Origin of the sequence: Streptococcus sp. 68 (assembly GCF_013277415.1) — a bacterium.
GTDB lineage: Bacteria > Bacillota > Bacilli > Lactobacillales > Streptococcaceae > Streptococcus.
Window position 1 is genome coordinate 54,696 of record NZ_VMMX01000014.1, and the last position, 15,905, is coordinate 70,600.

Here is a 15,905-nt window from a genome sequence, read left to right on the forward strand (position 1 = left end):
TAAGAAAACTAAATATTAGTCGTCATAATCATAGTAAAATGATACTTGTTCCCCAAATTTAGTCCAAATCCAAGCCTTTGAAGTTTCTCCTGCAACTGCTTCTCCTTTATTTGAATGACTATCCCATCTACTTACAAGAGAAGAATAATGATATTTTTTACCATGATAGTAATTTGAAAAAGCCCAACCACCTCCTGAGCCTTCTCCGTATGTCCATACTCCTCCATCTGGATATTGTACAGCGGCTGATGCAGCTCCCAATAATGTAAAGCTTGAAATAAGAGCTAGAGCAAGTAATCTATGTTTTTTCGTTTTCATTTTATTTTTCCTTTCAAAAAAAGCACACCCTGAGCAACAATGCAACAAAATAAATCCTCCTCTCTCTTTTTTTGAAACCGATTTCTTATATAATAAGAATAGCATTTTTATTATTTGTTGTCAAGGAAAAAATCGAATTTTTTAGATATTTTACTATATTACCTTTATGAATAATATTTTTATATTACCTATATGAATAATATTATATAGTAGTTTTATTTCAAAATAATATGCAACCAGTACTAACCAAATATAAAATAGATGTCATTGACAAATTTTATTCAAGTTTTTCCCATTCATATTATCCAAGCAAAAGAGATGATGTTATAGTAAAAAAACAATTCAAACTATTGTAAAATTCCTACCAAAAAAAGAGAGCCAAAACTCTCTTTTTTATCTTCTTTTACCTTTTTTGACTGGCATGAGTGTGATGTCTCTCACACTAAAGTAAGCTAGGATTAACATGGCTATTGCTAGGAATATTTCTGTTGGTAATTGAAAAATTTTCAGAAAAGATAGAGCCAACAAAACCAAGAGTGCCACTAAAATACATACCATAGCGACGATATTGACTGTCCCTTTAATGCTTTCTGGTGTCGCAAATACATAGAGTAGGAGCAGTAAAATCCCTAGGACTAAATAAACCATCTTTCTCTCTTTCTAGCTCTTATTCAGCTGATTTTTTCTTCTTGTTAGCTTTCTCACGCTCTGCCTTGTTAAGGATTTGTTTACGCAAACGGATAGACTCAGGCGTTACTTCCATGTACTCATCGTCATTCAAGAACTCAAGAGACTCTTCAAGTGTCAAGATACGAGGTGTCTTGATAACAGCTGTTTGGTCCTTAGTAGCTGAACGAACGTTGGTCATTTGTTTAGCCTTAGTGATGTTAACTGTCAAGTCGTTTTCACGAGAGTTTTCACCGATGATCATTCCTTCGTAAACTTCAGTACCTGGGTTGACAAAGATAGTACCGCGTTCTTCGATAGACATGATGGAGTAAGTTGTAGCTTTACCAGCATCGATAGAAACAAGGGCACCACGGTGACGACCACCAATTTCACCTGGAATCAATGGCAAGTATTGGTCGAAGGTATGGTTCATGATACCGTAACCACGAGTCATTGACAAGAATTCAGTTGAGTATCCAATCAACCCACGCGCTGGAACAAGGAAGACCAAACGAGTTTGACCATTACCAGTTGAAATCATATCCAACATTTCACCCTTACGTTCAGAAAGACTTTGGATAACAGACCCTTGGTATTCTTCTGGAGTGTCGATTTGAACACGTTCAAATGGTTCGCATTTAACACCATCGATTTCTTTTACGATAACCTCTGGACGAGATACTTGAAGTTCATATCCCTCACGACGCATTGTTTCGATAAGAATTGACAAGTGCAATTCTCCACGACCTGAAACAGTCCATTTATCTGGTGAATCAGTTGGGTCAACACGGAGGGAAACGTCTGTTTGCAATTCTGCCTGCAAACGTTCTTCCACCTTACGAGAAGTTACCCATTTACCTTCTTTACCAGCAAATGGTGAGTTGTTGACCAAGAAAGTCATTTGAAGAGTTGGTTCATCGATGTGAAGGATTGGAAGAGCTTCAACTGCGTCTGTTGGAGTAATGGTTTCACCGACAAAGATATCTTCCATACCTGAAACGGCAATCAAGTCACCCGCTTTAGCTTCTTGGATTTCACGACGTTCCAAACCAAAGAAACCGAAGAGTTTTGTAACACGGAAGTTTTTAGTTGTGCCATCAAGTTTAGACAGAGTAACTTGGTCCCCAACCTTAACAGTACCACGGAAGACACGACCGATACCGATACGTCCAACGAAGTCATTGTAGTCCAAAAGTGATACTTGGAACTGCAAAGGCTCATCTGAGTTGTCTACTGGAGCTGGAATATGGTCGATAATCGTGTCAAAGATTGGTGCCATAGTAGCTTCTTGGTCAGCTGGATCATCTGACAAGGAAGAAGTTCCGTTGATCGCTGAAGCATAAACCACTGGGAAATCAAGCTGGTCGTCATCTGCACCAAGCTCGATGAAAAGTTCCAAGACTTCGTCCACTACTTCAGCTGGACGAGCTGATGGTTTATCGATTTTGTTAACAACCACGATTGGGACAAGATCTTGTTCCAAGGCTTTTTTCAATACGAAACGAGTTTGTGGCATGGTTCCTTCGTAGGCATCTACGACCAAAACAACACCGTCAACCATTTTCATGATACGCTCAACTTCTCCACCGAAGTCCGCGTGTCCTGGTGTGTCCATGATGTTGATACGAGTTCCGTTGTAGGCAACAGCTGTATTTTTAGCAAGGATGGTAATTCCACGCTCTTTTTCGATATCATTTGAGTCCATAGCACGCTCAGCCAATTCAGTACGCGCATCAAGCGTTTCTGACTGTTTCAATAATTCGTCAACGAGGGTTGTTTTACCGTGGTCAACGTGGGCGATAATCGCAATGTTACGGATATCTTCTCTTAATTTTGTCATGATTTCCTCTATAATATTCAAAATTTATTTTCTAACTGAACGATTATACCATAATTTCAGGTAAATAACATAACTCAAGCAAGTGTAAATGTTTTCACTATGTTTTTCTTTTCACGTCAAGACTTTTCAAAGCAAGCGACTTATGATAAGATAAGCACAGTATGCGTTTAGATAATTTATTAGCCCAAGAAAAAATCAGCCGAAAGGCCATGAAACAAGCACTCCTCAAAGGGGATATTCTCGTCGATGGTTGCCCAGCCCGCTCCCTAGCTCAGAATATCGATACAGGACTACAAGAACTCCTTTTTCAGGACCGAATCATTCGAGGCTATGAGCACACCTACCTTATGATTCATAAGCCTGCTGGTGTCGTTACAGCCAATAAAGACAGGGAACTTCCAACCGTCATGGACCTCCTTCCGCCTGACATCCAGTCTGATAAGCTCTATGCCGTCGGCCGACTGGACCGAGATACGACAGGACTCCTCCTCTTGACCGATAATGGTCCCTTGGGCTTTCAGCTCCTCCATCCCCAATATCATGTCGATAAGACTTATCAAGTTGAGGTTAATGGACTTCTAACACCTGACCATATCCAAGCCTTTCAAAAAGGAATTGTCTTTTTAGATGGTACTGTCTGTAAACCTGCAAGACTAGAGATTCTATCTGCAAGTCCTTCTTTCAGCCAAGCCTCTATCACCATTTCAGAAGGAAAATTTCATCAGGTCAAGAAAATGTTTCTCTCGGTTGGTGTCAAGGTGACCTCACTCAAACGCACCCATTTTGGACCTTGGAGCTTGGATGAGAATCTTCAAGCAGGAGACTATCGCCCCCTAAACTCCCAAGAATTAGCAAGCATTCGTGACTTTCTCAGAAAAAGTGGTTAAAAAATGAGCTCGGAAAATATCCAAGCTCGTTTTCTTATTTCTCAACTTTGACTTTCCCTTTCCAAGAATCCAATCCATAAGAAAGGATATAAATCTCAGAAAAACCTTGTTTTTTCAAGTAAAGGGCTGCATTTGTAACACGCTGCGCACGTTGATTTTCGTAAAGAAGGACAGGTTTATCCTTACGAAGAGCTGCAAGACTAGTTTTCAACTGACTTGAAGGAATATTGCGCGCACCCAGGATATGTTTTCTGTGGAATTCAGCTGGATCGCGCAAATCAATCAATTGACCCGTACGAATCAAGGCTTCAAACTCCTCATTGTCTACGATTTTAGCCGTACGGCGAATACGAAGATAGTTAAAGCCCATCCACGCCAACATTGCTAGTATAAGTGCCCACAAAATCCAAGTAACCATTAGTTCTTTTCTCCATTTTTCTCAATATAATCCAATTCTACCTTGTGCTCTCTGCGAAGAACCGCTTCTGCTTCTAGATAGTCTAATTTGTCCATCAACCCTGCATCGTAAATCCGAGAGAGTTCCAACTTCATCAGTTCAATATCATATAAGCGTTTTCCCATGTAAACAATAATACCAAATCGTTTGAGGAATTGCTGCACATCATAGAATGTTTTCATAAGACTCATTCTAGCAAAATTTTGTGTTTTTTTCAAGAAGAGACTTACACAATACTCCTGATTTTCCTATCTTCTTTGGCGATTCTGTTGCAAGTATGGTACAATAAAAACATGAGAATTCAACAATTACATTATATTATCAAAATCGTCGAAACTGGCTCCATGAATGAGGCAGCCAAGCAACTCTTTATCACTCAGCCCAGTCTTTCCAATGCGGTGCGAGATTTGGAAAATGAAATGGGGATTGAGATCTTTATCCGCAATCCCAAGGGAATCACCTTGACCCGTGATGGGATGGAGTTCCTCTCTTATGCCCGTCAGGTTGTCGAGCAAACTCAGCTTCTGGAGGAACGCTATAAAAATCCTGTCGCCCACCGCGAACTCTTTAGCGTTTCGTCTCAACACTATGCCTTTGTGGTCAACGCCTTTGTCTCTTTGCTCAAGAAAAGCGATATGGAGAAATACGAGCTCTTCCTTCGTGAAACTCGTACTTGGGAAATTATCGACGACGTCAAGAACTTCCGTAGTGAGGTCGGTGTCCTATTTTTGAACAGCTACAACCGTGATGTTTTAACCAAGATGCTGGATGACAACCACCTGCTGGCTCACCATCTCTTCACAGCGCAACCGCACATCTTTGTCAGCAAGACCAATCCTCTGGCAAAGAAAGACAAGGTCAAACTATCTGATTTAGAAAACTTCCCTTATCTGAGTTATGACCAAGGAACGCACAACTCCTTCTACTTTTCAGAAGAAATCCTTTCCCAAGAGCACCACAAGAAATCCATCGTGGTTAGTGACCGTGCTACCCTCTTTAATCTCTTGATTGGTCTGGACGGATACACGATCGCAACAGGGATTTTGAACAGCAACCTCAACGGAGACAATATCGTTTCTATCCCACTGGATATTGATGACCCTATCGAGCTGGTCTATATCCAGCATGAAAAAACCAGCCTGTCTAAGATGGGCGAACGCTTTATCGACTATCTACTAGAAGAAGTCCAGTTTGATAGTTGAGAAATAAAAAGAACCAATATGTAGGCTAGCAACAACCTGCACATTGGTTCTTTTTACTTATAATTAAAAGTTTCCCCTGCCAACTTATCTGCTAGCTTGGGGAAGAGAGTATAAAACTTATGGGCTATGTTCAACAAAATCGGGAGATTAAGTTCTCGTTTGTTTTTTCCTATAATCTTGACAATCTTTTTAGCCACTGCATCTGGTTCTAGCAGGAAGCGGTCAACCGACTTAAGATAAGTCCCATCTGGGTCGGCTTGGTCAAAAAATCCTGTGCGGATTGGCCCTGGATTGACCGTCGTTACATAAACACCGTAGGACATGAGTTCTAGTCGCAGAGCATTTGAAAAACCAATAGCCGCAAACTTGGTCGCTGAGTAGAGACTAGACTTGCCAGTAGCGATCAAACCTGCCATGCTGACGATATTGATGATATGGCCTTTTCGACTTTCCTTCATTCGAGCCGCAAGGCGACGAGACAGATTCATTAGGGCAAAGGTATTGACCTCGAACATCTGATGAATATCTTGGTCAGAAATCTGGTCAAATTCTTCAAAAATCCCGTAACCAGCGTTGTTTATCAAAACATCAATCTTTCCATAGCGGAGATAGAGGTCTGCTACCAGAGTTTCTAAGGCTGAATCATCGGTAATATCAATTTCAATCAATTCTGCATGAGGATGATTTCCGTAGAGTTGGACTAATTTTTCCTTATTTCTACCAAGCAAGATGAGTTGGTCATTTTGCAAGAGTTTGACCATTTCTTGGGCTAGGCCACCGCTAGCTCCGGTAATGAGAATAGTAGGCATACTGTTCCTTTCTGTGACTGCTAGATTTCCACTTCTTCCAAGTCCTTGACCACATGCACATTTTCAAAAACACTAGCAGCGTCTTTTTTGAGCTTGCCGATATCTTTTGAAAGGAAACGGGCACTGATATGGTTGAGCAAGAGGCGTTTGACACCTGCTTCTACTGCAACCTCCGCTGCCTGCATGTTGGTTGAGTGGCCATGATTACGAGCAATTTTTTCATCGCCCTTGCCATAAGTCGATTCATGGACAAGGACATCAGCATTGACAGCCAGACGCACACTGGCATCCGTTTTTCGAGTGTCTCCTAAAATAGTGATAATTTTACCTGGACGTGGAGCTGAGATATAGTCTGCTGCCTTGATTTCAGTTCCGTCTTCCAAAACAACATCCTGACCGTTTTTGATTTTCCCAAAAAGTGGGCCAAATGGGACACCAGCAGCCTTGAGTTTTTCAGCATCCAGCGTTCCTTCCAAGTCCTTTTGAATGACACGATAGCCAACACAGAAAATAGTATGATCCAGCTCCTCTGCATACACCGTAAATTTATCGGTCTCAAGGATTTTTCCTAAAGAATCTTGGTCAAACTCATGAAAATGAATGCGGTAGGGCAAACGAGAACCCGACACACGAAGACTGGTTAAAACAAATGACTTAATCCCTTGCGGTCCATAGATTTCCAAATCTGTCTGCTCTTCATTGGCCTGAAAGGCACGGCTAGAAAGGAATCCTGGCAAGCCAAAAATGTGGTCTCCATGTAGGTGAGTGATAAAGATTTTGCTGACCTTACGTGGTCGAATTGTGGTTTCCAGAATGCGATTTTGCGTACCTTCTCCACAGTCAAAGAGCCAAACTTCGTTAATCTCGTCCAAGAGTTTCAGGGCGAGACTTGAAACGTTGCGGGCTTTAGAGGGCTGACCAGCCCCCGTTCCTAAAAATTGAATATCCATTCGATACTTTCTAATTAATCAATATATAACATGGCTGTGCGGTTTTCCGATCGGAAATAGCGCTTGCCAGAAAAAGCAGCAGCTTCTTGCAGTAAATCCTCTTGGCTGTAACCTTTAAGACGCTTGCGACCATCAGCCAAGCTTTCCAAATCAGTCAAAGCTGTTAGACTCTCCATGCTAACAACTTCCTCATCTCCAACAGCCTTCATATAAATCTTGCCAGACTCCTCAAAGACCAGTTGATGGGGGAAAATTTGCGCAACTTCAAAGAGCAAGTCATCCGAAATCTTCTCCTCATTTTCAGAGAAAATTCGACCCAGACCCTCACTCTCATAACAAAAACCAAAGGATTTACCAGACAGGTTAAGGCGAATAAAAGGTTTGTTTTCGAGAGTGAAACTAGGTTCAGTATTGTAAAGATTCAGTTCCTGACTGAGTTCCGCAAAATAATCCGTCGCAGCCTCAGGACTTTTTTTTTGATATAGTTCTGCAAAGTAAGCATTGACCACGCTGGGCGGAGGGGTGATAATAACCAACTGCTCCTGCTCTGTCTTTCCAGCTAGAAGCTGATCCAGATAGACCTTGTCCAGACTTGTATAGCCCCCATATTTTAGAGCTAAGGTTTTAATATCAGTCATAAAATTCTTCTAACCTCCATTTATTTTTCTCGGAAATGTAGCCTCTAATCACTTCGCCGTCCTCCTGATAATCGCGTTCTTCCAAAATCGCAACACTTTCTAAATCATGAATCTTGTAGGACTTAGAAAAAGGCACGCGCAGGGTAAAGACTTCAAAAATATTCTTGATTTTCTCTAAAAATAGTGCCTGCAAATTCTCACGACTATCCTCAGACTTGGCAGAAATGAGGGCATAAGGTGTTTGGGTAGGTGTAAAGTCCTTCACCAAATCCGATTTATTATAAAGGGTCAGGCGAGGAATATCCTCCATATCCAGGTCTTTCATGATGGACAGAACTGTTTTTTCATGCTCCTCATGGTAAGGATTGCTGGCATCGATAACATGAACCAGAAGATCCACATGCTTGCTTTCTTCCAAGGTTGACTTAAAACTGGACACCAACTCTGTCGGCAAATCTTGGATAAAGCCCACGGTATCTGTCAAAGTTACTTGAAGATTGCCCCCCAGATGGATACTCTTAGTCGTCGCATCCAGAGTCGCAAAGAGCTCGTCAGCCTCATACTGGGTCTTACTGGTCAAGGTGTTCATGATAGTTGACTTCCCTGCATTGGTGTAACCAATCAGACCAATCTTAAAGGTGCTAGACTCCAGACGTTTTTCTCTGACAGTCGCCCGATTTTTCTCAACCACCTTGAGCTGGCGCTCGATATCCGTGATTTGATTGCGAACGCTACGACGGTTCAGCTCCAGCTGGCTTTCACCAGGTCCACGGGAACCAATTCCCCCAGCCTGACGGCTGAGCATAATCCCCTGACCAACCAAGCGGGGCAAGAGATATTTGAGCTGGGCTAGGTGGACTTGGAGCTTCCCTTCATGGCTTCGAGCTCGCATGGCAAAGATATCCAAAATCAACTGCATACGATCAATGACCTTAACACCCAGAACTTCTTCTAAATTGACATTTTGCCGTGGTGTCAGACGGTTGTTGACGATGACAGTGGTAATTTCTTCTGCATCCACCATAAGCGCAATCTCTTCCAACTTACCAGATCCGACGAAGGTCTTGGAGTCATACTTTTCACGCTTTTGCCTGTAGCTATCCACTACGACTGCACCAGCTGTCTTGGCTAGACTGGCCAATTCTTCCATGGAGAGGTCAAAATTGTCCATGCCCTGGAGTTCAACACCAATCAGCAGGACTCGTTCCTCTTTTTTCTCCGTTTCAATCATCTAAAAACTCCTCTATCTGGCTTAAAATGCGGTCTTGCACACCAGACTCTCCAATCTGATAAAAGGTGACCTGCATGCGATTACGGAACCAGGTCAGCTGACGCTTGGCAAAACGACGGGTAGCCTGTTTGAGACTCTCACTGGCTTCTTCCAAGGTCTGCTCTCCACGGAAATACGGAAAGAGTTCCTTGTATCCAATACCTTTAGCAGCCTGCACATCAGGGTAATGGTCAAACAACCACTTGGCCTCATCCAAAAGCCCAGCCTCAAACATCAGATCCACGCGGTGATTGATACGCTCATAGAGCTGACTCCGCTCATCATCCAAGCAGATAATCAATGGTTCATACAAGGTCTCTTGATTTTCCAAATCCTGACCAAAATGGGCAATTTCCAAGGCACGCATAGCACGACGACGATTAAACTGGGGAATCTCAAGACCTGCTTGCTCCACCAGATGAGCTAATTCCTCATCTGTATAAGGCTCCAAGCTAGCCCGATAGTCCAAAATCTCTTCATGGGGAGTTTCCCCACCCAGATGGTAACCTTCTAGCAAGCTCTGGATATAAAGTCCAGTCCCACCGGCTATAATGGCTAGCTTGCCACGGCTGTGAATATCCTCAATAGCCATCTTAGCTTCTGAAACAAAATCAAAAGCCGAGTAAGACTCGGTTACCTCTCTAACATCGATTAAATGATGAGGAACAGTTGCCTGCTCTTCTGGACTAGCCTTAGCCGTTCCAATATCCAGTCCTCGATAGACTTGCTGGCTATCGCCGCTCACAACTTCCCCACCAAAGCGCTTGGCCACTTCAATGGCTAGAGCCGTCTTTCCAACAGCAGTCGGTCCAACAATCACAATTATTTTTGTTTTCATCTTTTTTCCTTGAAAAATTCCCATTTTTTCGTTACTATTATTATAACACAAAAAGGTCAGTCAGAAAAATGTGACCTCTTGAGGAGGCTGGCTGGTATAGAATATAAAGGAGGAAGACTCATGGCTAAAGGATTCGCTAAAGGTCTTGTAACAGGTGTTGCAGGAACTGTCGCTGCCGTTGCAGGTGCAGTATACGCATTTAAAAAGAAAGTAATCGAACCAGAAGAGCAAAAAGCAGCTTTCATCGAAGAAAACCGTAAAAAAGCAGCTCGCCGCCGCGTATCACGTTAAGAAATAAAAGAAGTTGGGATTATTCTCAACTTCTTTTTTCTATTCTTTTATACTCAATGAAAATCAAAGAGCAACTAGGAAGCTAGCCGCAGGCTGCTCAAAACACTGTTTTGAAGTTGTAGATGAAGCGACGCTGACGTGGTTTGAAGAGATTTTCGAAGAGTATTAAATAGCTAGATCAAACTTCAACTGTGGCTTGACAGGGTCATAATCCACCAACTCAAAATCTTCTGCTTTTATATCAAAGAAATTGGTCCCATCTGAAACATTCAAGACCAAACGTGGTTGACAGTTTGACGGCTCACGACGGAGCAATTCCTCAGCTTGTTCAAATTGATTGTCATAGATATGGAGGTTGTTGATAAAGTAGAAGAACTTCCCAACCTTCCAGCCAAAATGCTTGGCAATCATCATTTGAAGAGCCACATACTGCATAGCGTTGATGTGATGGGCCACCAGCATATCGTTCGAACGCTGGGTCAAGGTCGCATCCAGATAGATTTCCCCATCTACACGGCGGACATCAAACATGGTCTGAAAGGCGCATGGAAGGAGGCCCTCTGTCTCCTCAAAAGCTTGGTAATCCCAAAGGGAGATAATGTTGCGACGGTTCCAAGGGTTGGCTTCCAACTGCTTGAGAATCTTATTGATGATATCGTGTTTCTTAACAACGGCACCATAGCGCTCACCAATGGTTCCCGTGTCTCCAACTTCCCAGTCATTCCAGTAGTGAACATTGTACTTGTCATTAAGCACTTCTAAGCTATTTGACTGGTCTTGGTAGATCCAGAGAACTTCTTTGATAGCTGATTTGATGGCAATGGGACGCAAAGTTGTGATGGGGAATTCCCCTTTTGCCAAGTCATACTCAGCAAAGGCACCCGTTACATATTTAGAGTTAGCAACAGTCCCATCCTTGTACTTGGGACGGGCCTGCTCAGAAAAGACACCGTCTTTGAGGATTCGTTCAATATTTTCTTTAAAAATAGTATCTGCTTTTGTCATTCTCTCTCACCTCATTTATTTCCTAACTAGTATAGCATAAAAAAGAAAAGAGGAACATTACTAACTCTAGGTTAGCATTTTTCCTCTCTCATTATCTTATTGCAATACAAGTGATGCTGCTCCGATAACTCCAGCGTCATTTCCTAGAGTTGCAAGAGCTAATTTAGTGGATGTGCGTACTTGTGGGAAACTATTTTCGTCGTAAACTTTTTGAACACCTTGTAGAAGGAATTCTCCCGCAGCTGATACTCCACCACCAATTACGATTGTTGATGGGTTGAGGATTGAACCGATGTTGGCACAAGCGATTCCCAAGTAACGTGAGAAGTTACGGTAAACGATCAAAGCAAGGTCGTCTCCTTCTTTTGCCAAATCAAAGACAGTCTTAGCGGTTACTTCTTCTCCATTATCAATCAAGCGTTTCAAGGCTGCATCGCCTTCGTATTCATCGGCATAGCGACGAGTCAAGTTGACAATCCCTGTTGCTGAAGCAACTGTCTCAAGGCAACCTTTCTTACCGCAAGTACATGCGATTGGTTGGTCAAAGTCAACAGTGATGTGGCCAAGTTCACCTGCTGCACCAGCAACACCATGAAGCAATTTGCCTTCAGCGACGATACCGCCACCAACACCTGTACCAAGTGTCATAAAGACAACGTCTGGTTGGTTATCACCAGCACCCATCCAGCGCTCACCGAGAGCGGCCACGTTGGCATCATTATCGATGAAGAATGGAATACCCAAGGCTTTTTCAATTTTTTCTTTGATTGGTTGAAGGGTTTTCCAGTTCAAGTTGTAGGCACCAATAACAGTTCCTTTTTCACGGTCAACCACACCTGGTGATCCCATCCCAATTCCTTGGAAGTCCGCTGCTGCCAATCCAAGCAAGGCCAAACGATGTTGAATAGACTCAATCATATCATCTACGATATGACTTCCCTCATCCAAAATGTTGGTCTTGATAGACCATTTTTCTTGGATTTCTCCCTCTTGAGTTAAAATTGCGAACTTGATAGATGTTCCACCAAGGTCAATTCCAATAATCTTTTGACTCATCATATTCTCCTTTTTTATTATGAATTAATTGAAAATGCTTACAGTATTAGTATAACAAAAACTAATCGTTTATGCAAAGGTTTGCATTAACTTTCTGAATTTTATCTGATTTATGGTTTCCAGAGACCTGAGGCATCTACATAGTAGCGGCCTCCATCAACTCGCTCATTCTTAGCCATTTTACCATCTGATTTCAAATAGTAATTTCCTTGCCATGCATTGCGAGCGTATGAACCATCTGATTTCAAGTAATACCAGGCTTGATAAGAAGAGTCATAAACCCACTCATCTTGTGCCATTTTACCGCTTGACTTAAGGTAGTAAGCTCCTTGCCATGCATCCTTTGCATAAGATCCATCTGATTTCAAATAATACCAAGCTTGATAGGAAGAATCATAAATCCATTCGCTCTGTGCCATTTGACCATCTTCTTTCAGGTAATAGCTTCCCTGCCATGCATTTTTCACTGGATTGCCATTTCCATCAAAGTAATACCAAGTACCATCCTGCTTAACCCAACCACTTGTTGTTGCTGAACTTGTATCAGTTTGAGTTGTAGTCTCTTGTTTTGCTTTAAAGGCACCCTTAGGGGCATTTTTCAATTCACAAGCCACACCATCATGATCGCGATCTAACTTGGCAGAATACCCAGGTTCTCCCTCGTGAATATCTGCGTATCCATTCGCCCAAGCTTCTTTACAACTAGAAAAATGGATGTTTTCTTCCGCTAAAACTGGTTGTGAAAACAAAGCTAAAACTGGTAAGGTAGCCAGACTCATTTTTAAAAATAGACGTTTGTTCATTTGGTTCTCCTCTAACGATGTTATCGATTTCAATATTATTTTATCAAACTTATTTCAGCAATTCAAGAGTCTCTGTGGGCTTATCCCTCAATTGATTCCGAACTTCTTTCCAAGACTCTGCTGACTGCCCCAACCCATGCAAAAATATCAGTTTCATCTAATTCTCCTCTAGGTTTAATTCATACAAGCCTCTCACTGCATTACAGCCGTAAATAGCTTCTGCTTGGGCTAAGTCTGCCAAGGTCAAGACTTTCTCTTCTACCTGTCCTGTTTCTAGTAAATACTGACGGTAAATTCCTGGCAAGATTCCCAGTCGGATAGGCGGTGTGTAGAGTTTTCCAGCGATTTTCAGAACCAAATTTCCGATTGAGGTTTCCAATAGCTCTCCAGCTATATTATGGTAAATAATTTCTTGTTCTCCTAAACTCAAATGCGGTCGGTGAGTCGTTTTAAAGTAGGTAAAGGATTGATTCAAAGCAGCTTCTTGAAGGCAGACTTGGGCCTGACAAAAGCTTGTACTAAGAGGGGTTAATACTTGACGATTGACTTCTATCTCTCCAGATTTGCTGAGAGAAATTCGCAAGCGGTAATCTTGATTAACTTCACAATCCTGACACTCTTCCTCTATCTTTTGTTTCAAGTTTTCTGAATCAAATGGAAAGGCAAAATACCGACTAGCTTTTCTCAGCCTTTCTATATGTTGATTCTCAAACAGCAAGCACTTCTGGCTGATTTTCCCTGTAGTAATCAGTTTGAAACGAGCTTGTTTACGATAGAGAACAGCTGCCTTTTGATGAACCTCTCGATACTCAGATTCCCAAGTGCTATCCCATGTAATGCCTCCGCCAACTCCATAGATGGCTTTCCCTTGATACAGTTGAATCGTCCGAATGGCCACATTAAAAATCCGTCGTCCATTTGGAAGCAAGAAACCAATCGTTCCGCAGTAAACTCCACGCGGTTGCGGCTCTAGGTCCTTGATAATCTCCATAGTCGCAATTTTGGGAGCTCCCGTTATGGATCCACAAGGAAAGAGAGAGCGAAAAATTGTAACTAAATCAACATCTGCTCGCAACCGACTCTTGATGGTCGAAGTCATCTGCCAAACAGTTGAATACTGCTCTACCTGACACAGACGCTTCACGTGCTCGCTCCCCACCTCAGAAATACGGTTCATATCATTGCGCAAGAGGTCCACGATCATCATATTTTCAGAGCGATTTTTGGGATCCTGCTCCAGCCAACTAGCCTGTTCAAGATCTTCTTGGTCAGTTATGCCACGCTGAGTCGTCCCCTTCATTGGTCGTGTTGTCAATTCACGGTCATTTTGCTCAAAAAAGAGTTCTGGGCTCATAGAAATCACTGCCATCTCATCATGTTCCACATAAGCATTGTAGCCTGCTTCCTGCTCTACCACCATGCGATTGTAAATGGCAAAAGGATTGGCACTTAAGTCCTGCTTGAGTTGAACGGTGTAGTTGACCTGATAGGTGTCCCCTTGCCGCAAATGATGATGTATCTGTGTAATAGCCTTTTCATAGTCCTCTGCAGACGTTACTTCCTGCCAGTTTGAAGGCAAATCAACCTCGTCATAAATCAGAGGAATAGGGGATGTTTCTACCCTATTATGAACTGTAAAATATAGCAGATACTCTCCCAGTAAAGGAGCTTTATGAACTGCTAATTTCTTCTCAAAAGCAGGTGCAGCCTCATAGCTGACATAACCCACCACATAATAGCCTTGCTCTTGGTAGCTTTCCACTTGTGCCAGCAAATCTGCCACTTCTGCTATATTTCTCGTTTTCAACTCTTTAATCGGCTGGGTAAAGGTGTATCTCTCCCCCAAAGCCCTAAAATCAATCACTGTTTTTCTATGCATACCTTAAGTATAGCATAAAAAGGCAGATACAGACAAAGCTGATCTACCTTTTTTCATTTTACTAGTCCTATCTACTATTTAGTGAATAAATCTCCAGTAAATCCGTCTGATTTCTGCAATAGTTGTTTGTAAACTTTCCATTTAAGATTCACTGTATTATCAAATTTATTACCTTGAAGGTCTTTTTCAACTGCAGCATCGAATAGCTCTTGAAGTTCTTCATGTGTTGAAATCTTTTGACCATCAATTTCAATTTCTACAAAACCTTTCTCAGCTTTAGCTCTGACTTCTTTATACCATTCTTTCTTCCACTCTTCTAATGTATTAAATCTACCTTTAGAAACTTTTTGGATGATAAAGTCATCACCTAGACCTACGTTGCCGGCTGCTTTAGATTCTTGTTTATACTTGTTAGATGCATACCCTAAGAATCCATCAAGGTAACCGTAGTAGCCCCACATACGGAATGTATTGTGTTTGAATGAGATTGAGCCAGCCGTACTCTTACTTGTGTTACCACCGTAAATACCAGTCATCATATTCACAACAGTATAAGCAGAATCGAATCCTTCAGTACGGTAATGACCATTGCCTGGTAGCCCGTGTTTAGTAGCGAAGTTGTTATCTACAAGTTGATCAATAGCTGTCAGTTTCATACTCTTCTCATCATCATTTAAATCGCGAACTAAATCCCATTGATGTGGTGCACCTTCTAACTTATTATAGCTAGCTTTTTCGCGATATTTCTTATCGATTCTCTTGAACCACTTATCGTTAGTTCCAGTATTTTTCTTGATGACAGATTCTGCTTCTAAGTAATCAAGCATCATCATAGATTCATTATAGTTCTTCATGTAGTGGTCAATTTTCTCACGGAGTTCTTCTGGTGTCAAATACGTAGTACTATCCGTTACAATCGCAATTTTCATTTACTAGACTCCTTTTCTTAAAATTAGCAATCACGTTGCTTTCTATAGTATACCCAAAATATAT

The 15,905-nt window shown here is 41.9% G+C and carries 17 protein-coding genes and 2 pseudogenes; 3 read left to right on the forward strand and 16 right to left on the reverse strand.

The window, feature by feature from the left end:
- Window positions 1–15: 15 nt before the first annotated feature.
- From HT720_RS08530 to typA, 3 genes are all read right to left on the reverse strand, one after another.
- Window positions 16–318 (reverse strand): lactococcin 972 family bacteriocin, encoded by a 303-nt coding sequence (locus HT720_RS08530; protein WP_173275668.1) that lies wholly within the window; start codon window positions 316–318, stop codon window positions 16–18.
- A 393-nt stretch (window positions 319–711) separates the two neighbouring features.
- Entirely contained in the window at window positions 712–966 is a 255-nt protein-coding gene (locus HT720_RS08535; protein WP_050306033.1) for a DUF3165 family protein, read from the reverse strand.
- Between the two features lie 19 nt (window positions 967–985).
- On the reverse strand, window positions 986–2,827 hold the full coding sequence (gene typA, locus HT720_RS08540) for a translational GTPase TypA (RefSeq protein ID WP_000164111.1): 1,842 nt from the start codon (window positions 2,825–2,827) through the stop codon (window positions 986–988).
- A gap of 161 nt (window positions 2,828–2,988) precedes the next feature.
- On the opposite strand from typA, the gene HT720_RS08545 reads away from it, so the two are divergent.
- Window positions 2,989–3,714 (forward strand): 16S rRNA pseudouridine(516) synthase, encoded by a 726-nt coding sequence (locus HT720_RS08545; RefSeq protein WP_173275671.1) that lies wholly within the window; start codon window positions 2,989–2,991, stop codon window positions 3,712–3,714.
- Window positions 3,715–3,748: 34 nt separating this feature from the next.
- On the opposite strand, the gene HT720_RS08550 is transcribed toward HT720_RS08545, so the two are convergent.
- Window positions 3,749–4,132: a rhodanese-like domain-containing protein gene (locus HT720_RS08550; protein WP_173275674.1), complete on the reverse strand. Its 384-nt coding sequence runs from the start codon at window positions 4,130–4,132 to the stop codon at window positions 3,749–3,751.
- Window positions 4,132–4,362 (reverse strand): YqgQ family protein, encoded by a 231-nt coding sequence (locus tag HT720_RS08555; protein WP_001808324.1) that lies wholly within the window; start codon window positions 4,360–4,362, stop codon window positions 4,132–4,134. Before HT720_RS08555 ends, HT720_RS08550 begins: the two co-directional genes overlap by 1 nt.
- Window positions 4,363–4,464: 102 nt before the next feature.
- On the opposite strand from HT720_RS08555, the gene HT720_RS08560 reads away from it, so the two are divergent.
- Window positions 4,465–5,373 carry a LysR family transcriptional regulator gene (locus tag HT720_RS08560; protein ID WP_001222592.1) on the forward strand — a complete coding sequence of 303 codons (909 nt, stop codon included), beginning with the start codon at window positions 4,465–4,467 and terminating at the stop codon, window positions 5,371–5,373.
- 53 nt (window positions 5,374–5,426) lie between these two features.
- On the opposite strand, the gene HT720_RS08565 is transcribed toward HT720_RS08560, so the two are convergent.
- Genes HT720_RS08565 through miaA form a run of 5 tightly spaced genes read right to left on the reverse strand, consistent with a single transcriptional unit; the run spans window position 5,427 to window position 9,878 of the window.
- A complete protein-coding gene (locus HT720_RS08565; protein WP_173275678.1) occupies window positions 5,427–6,182 on the reverse strand; it encodes an SDR family oxidoreductase in 756 nt (251 codons plus the stop codon).
- 20 nt (window positions 6,183–6,202) lie between these two features.
- Window positions 6,203–7,132, reverse strand: a complete 930-nt coding sequence (rnz, locus tag HT720_RS08570; RefSeq protein WP_173275681.1) for a ribonuclease Z — start codon at window positions 7,130–7,132, stop codon at window positions 6,203–6,205.
- Between the two features lie 14 nt (window positions 7,133–7,146).
- Entirely contained in the window at window positions 7,147–7,770 is a 624-nt protein-coding gene (locus tag HT720_RS08575; RefSeq protein WP_173275684.1) for a cystathionine beta-lyase, read from the reverse strand.
- On the reverse strand, window positions 7,763–9,001 hold the full coding sequence (gene hflX, locus HT720_RS08580) for a GTPase HflX (protein WP_173275687.1): 1,239 nt from the start codon (window positions 8,999–9,001) through the stop codon (window positions 7,763–7,765). Before hflX ends, HT720_RS08575 begins: the two co-directional genes overlap by 8 nt.
- The gene (gene miaA, locus HT720_RS08585) at window positions 8,994–9,878 is read right to left on the reverse strand and encodes a tRNA (adenosine(37)-N6)-dimethylallyltransferase MiaA (protein ID WP_173275690.1); all 885 of its coding nucleotides are present in this window, start codon (window positions 9,876–9,878) and stop codon (window positions 8,994–8,996) included. Before miaA ends, hflX begins: the two co-directional genes overlap by 8 nt.
- A 120-nt stretch (window positions 9,879–9,998) precedes the next feature.
- Between miaA and HT720_RS08590 the strand changes: the two genes are divergently transcribed.
- Window positions 9,999–10,169: a DUF3042 family protein gene (locus tag HT720_RS08590; RefSeq protein WP_001051780.1), complete on the forward strand. Its 171-nt coding sequence runs from the start codon at window positions 9,999–10,001 to the stop codon at window positions 10,167–10,169.
- A 165-nt stretch (window positions 10,170–10,334) separates the two neighbouring features.
- Here the strand turns inward: HT720_RS08590 and HT720_RS08595 are convergent, their stop codons facing one another.
- The 6 genes and pseudogenes from HT720_RS08595 to HT720_RS08620 all read right to left on the reverse strand — a co-directional run.
- Window positions 10,335–11,174 carry a thymidylate synthase gene (locus HT720_RS08595; RefSeq protein ID WP_173275693.1) on the reverse strand — a complete coding sequence of 280 codons (840 nt, stop codon included), beginning with the start codon at window positions 11,172–11,174 and terminating at the stop codon, window positions 10,335–10,337.
- 96 nt (window positions 11,175–11,270) lie between these two features.
- Entirely contained in the window at window positions 11,271–12,230 is a 960-nt protein-coding gene (locus tag HT720_RS08600; RefSeq protein ID WP_173275696.1) for an ROK family glucokinase, read from the reverse strand.
- A 110-nt stretch (window positions 12,231–12,340) separates the two neighbouring features.
- Entirely contained in the window at window positions 12,341–13,033 is a 693-nt protein-coding gene (locus HT720_RS08605) for an excalibur calcium-binding domain-containing protein (protein ID WP_173275699.1), read from the reverse strand.
- Window positions 13,034–13,091: 58 nt separating this feature from the next.
- Window positions 13,092–13,190 (reverse strand): annotated as a pseudogene (locus tag HT720_RS08610) (alpha/beta hydrolase); the annotation flags it as partial.
- Entirely contained in the window at window positions 13,191–14,912 is a 1,722-nt protein-coding gene (pabB, locus tag HT720_RS08615; RefSeq protein WP_173275702.1) for an aminodeoxychorismate synthase component I, read from the reverse strand.
- Between the two features lie 74 nt (window positions 14,913–14,986).
- Window positions 14,987–15,799: pseudogene (locus HT720_RS08620) on the reverse strand (ZmpA/ZmpB/ZmpC family metallo-endopeptidase); the annotation flags it as partial.
- Window positions 15,800–15,905 lie beyond the last annotated feature (106 nt).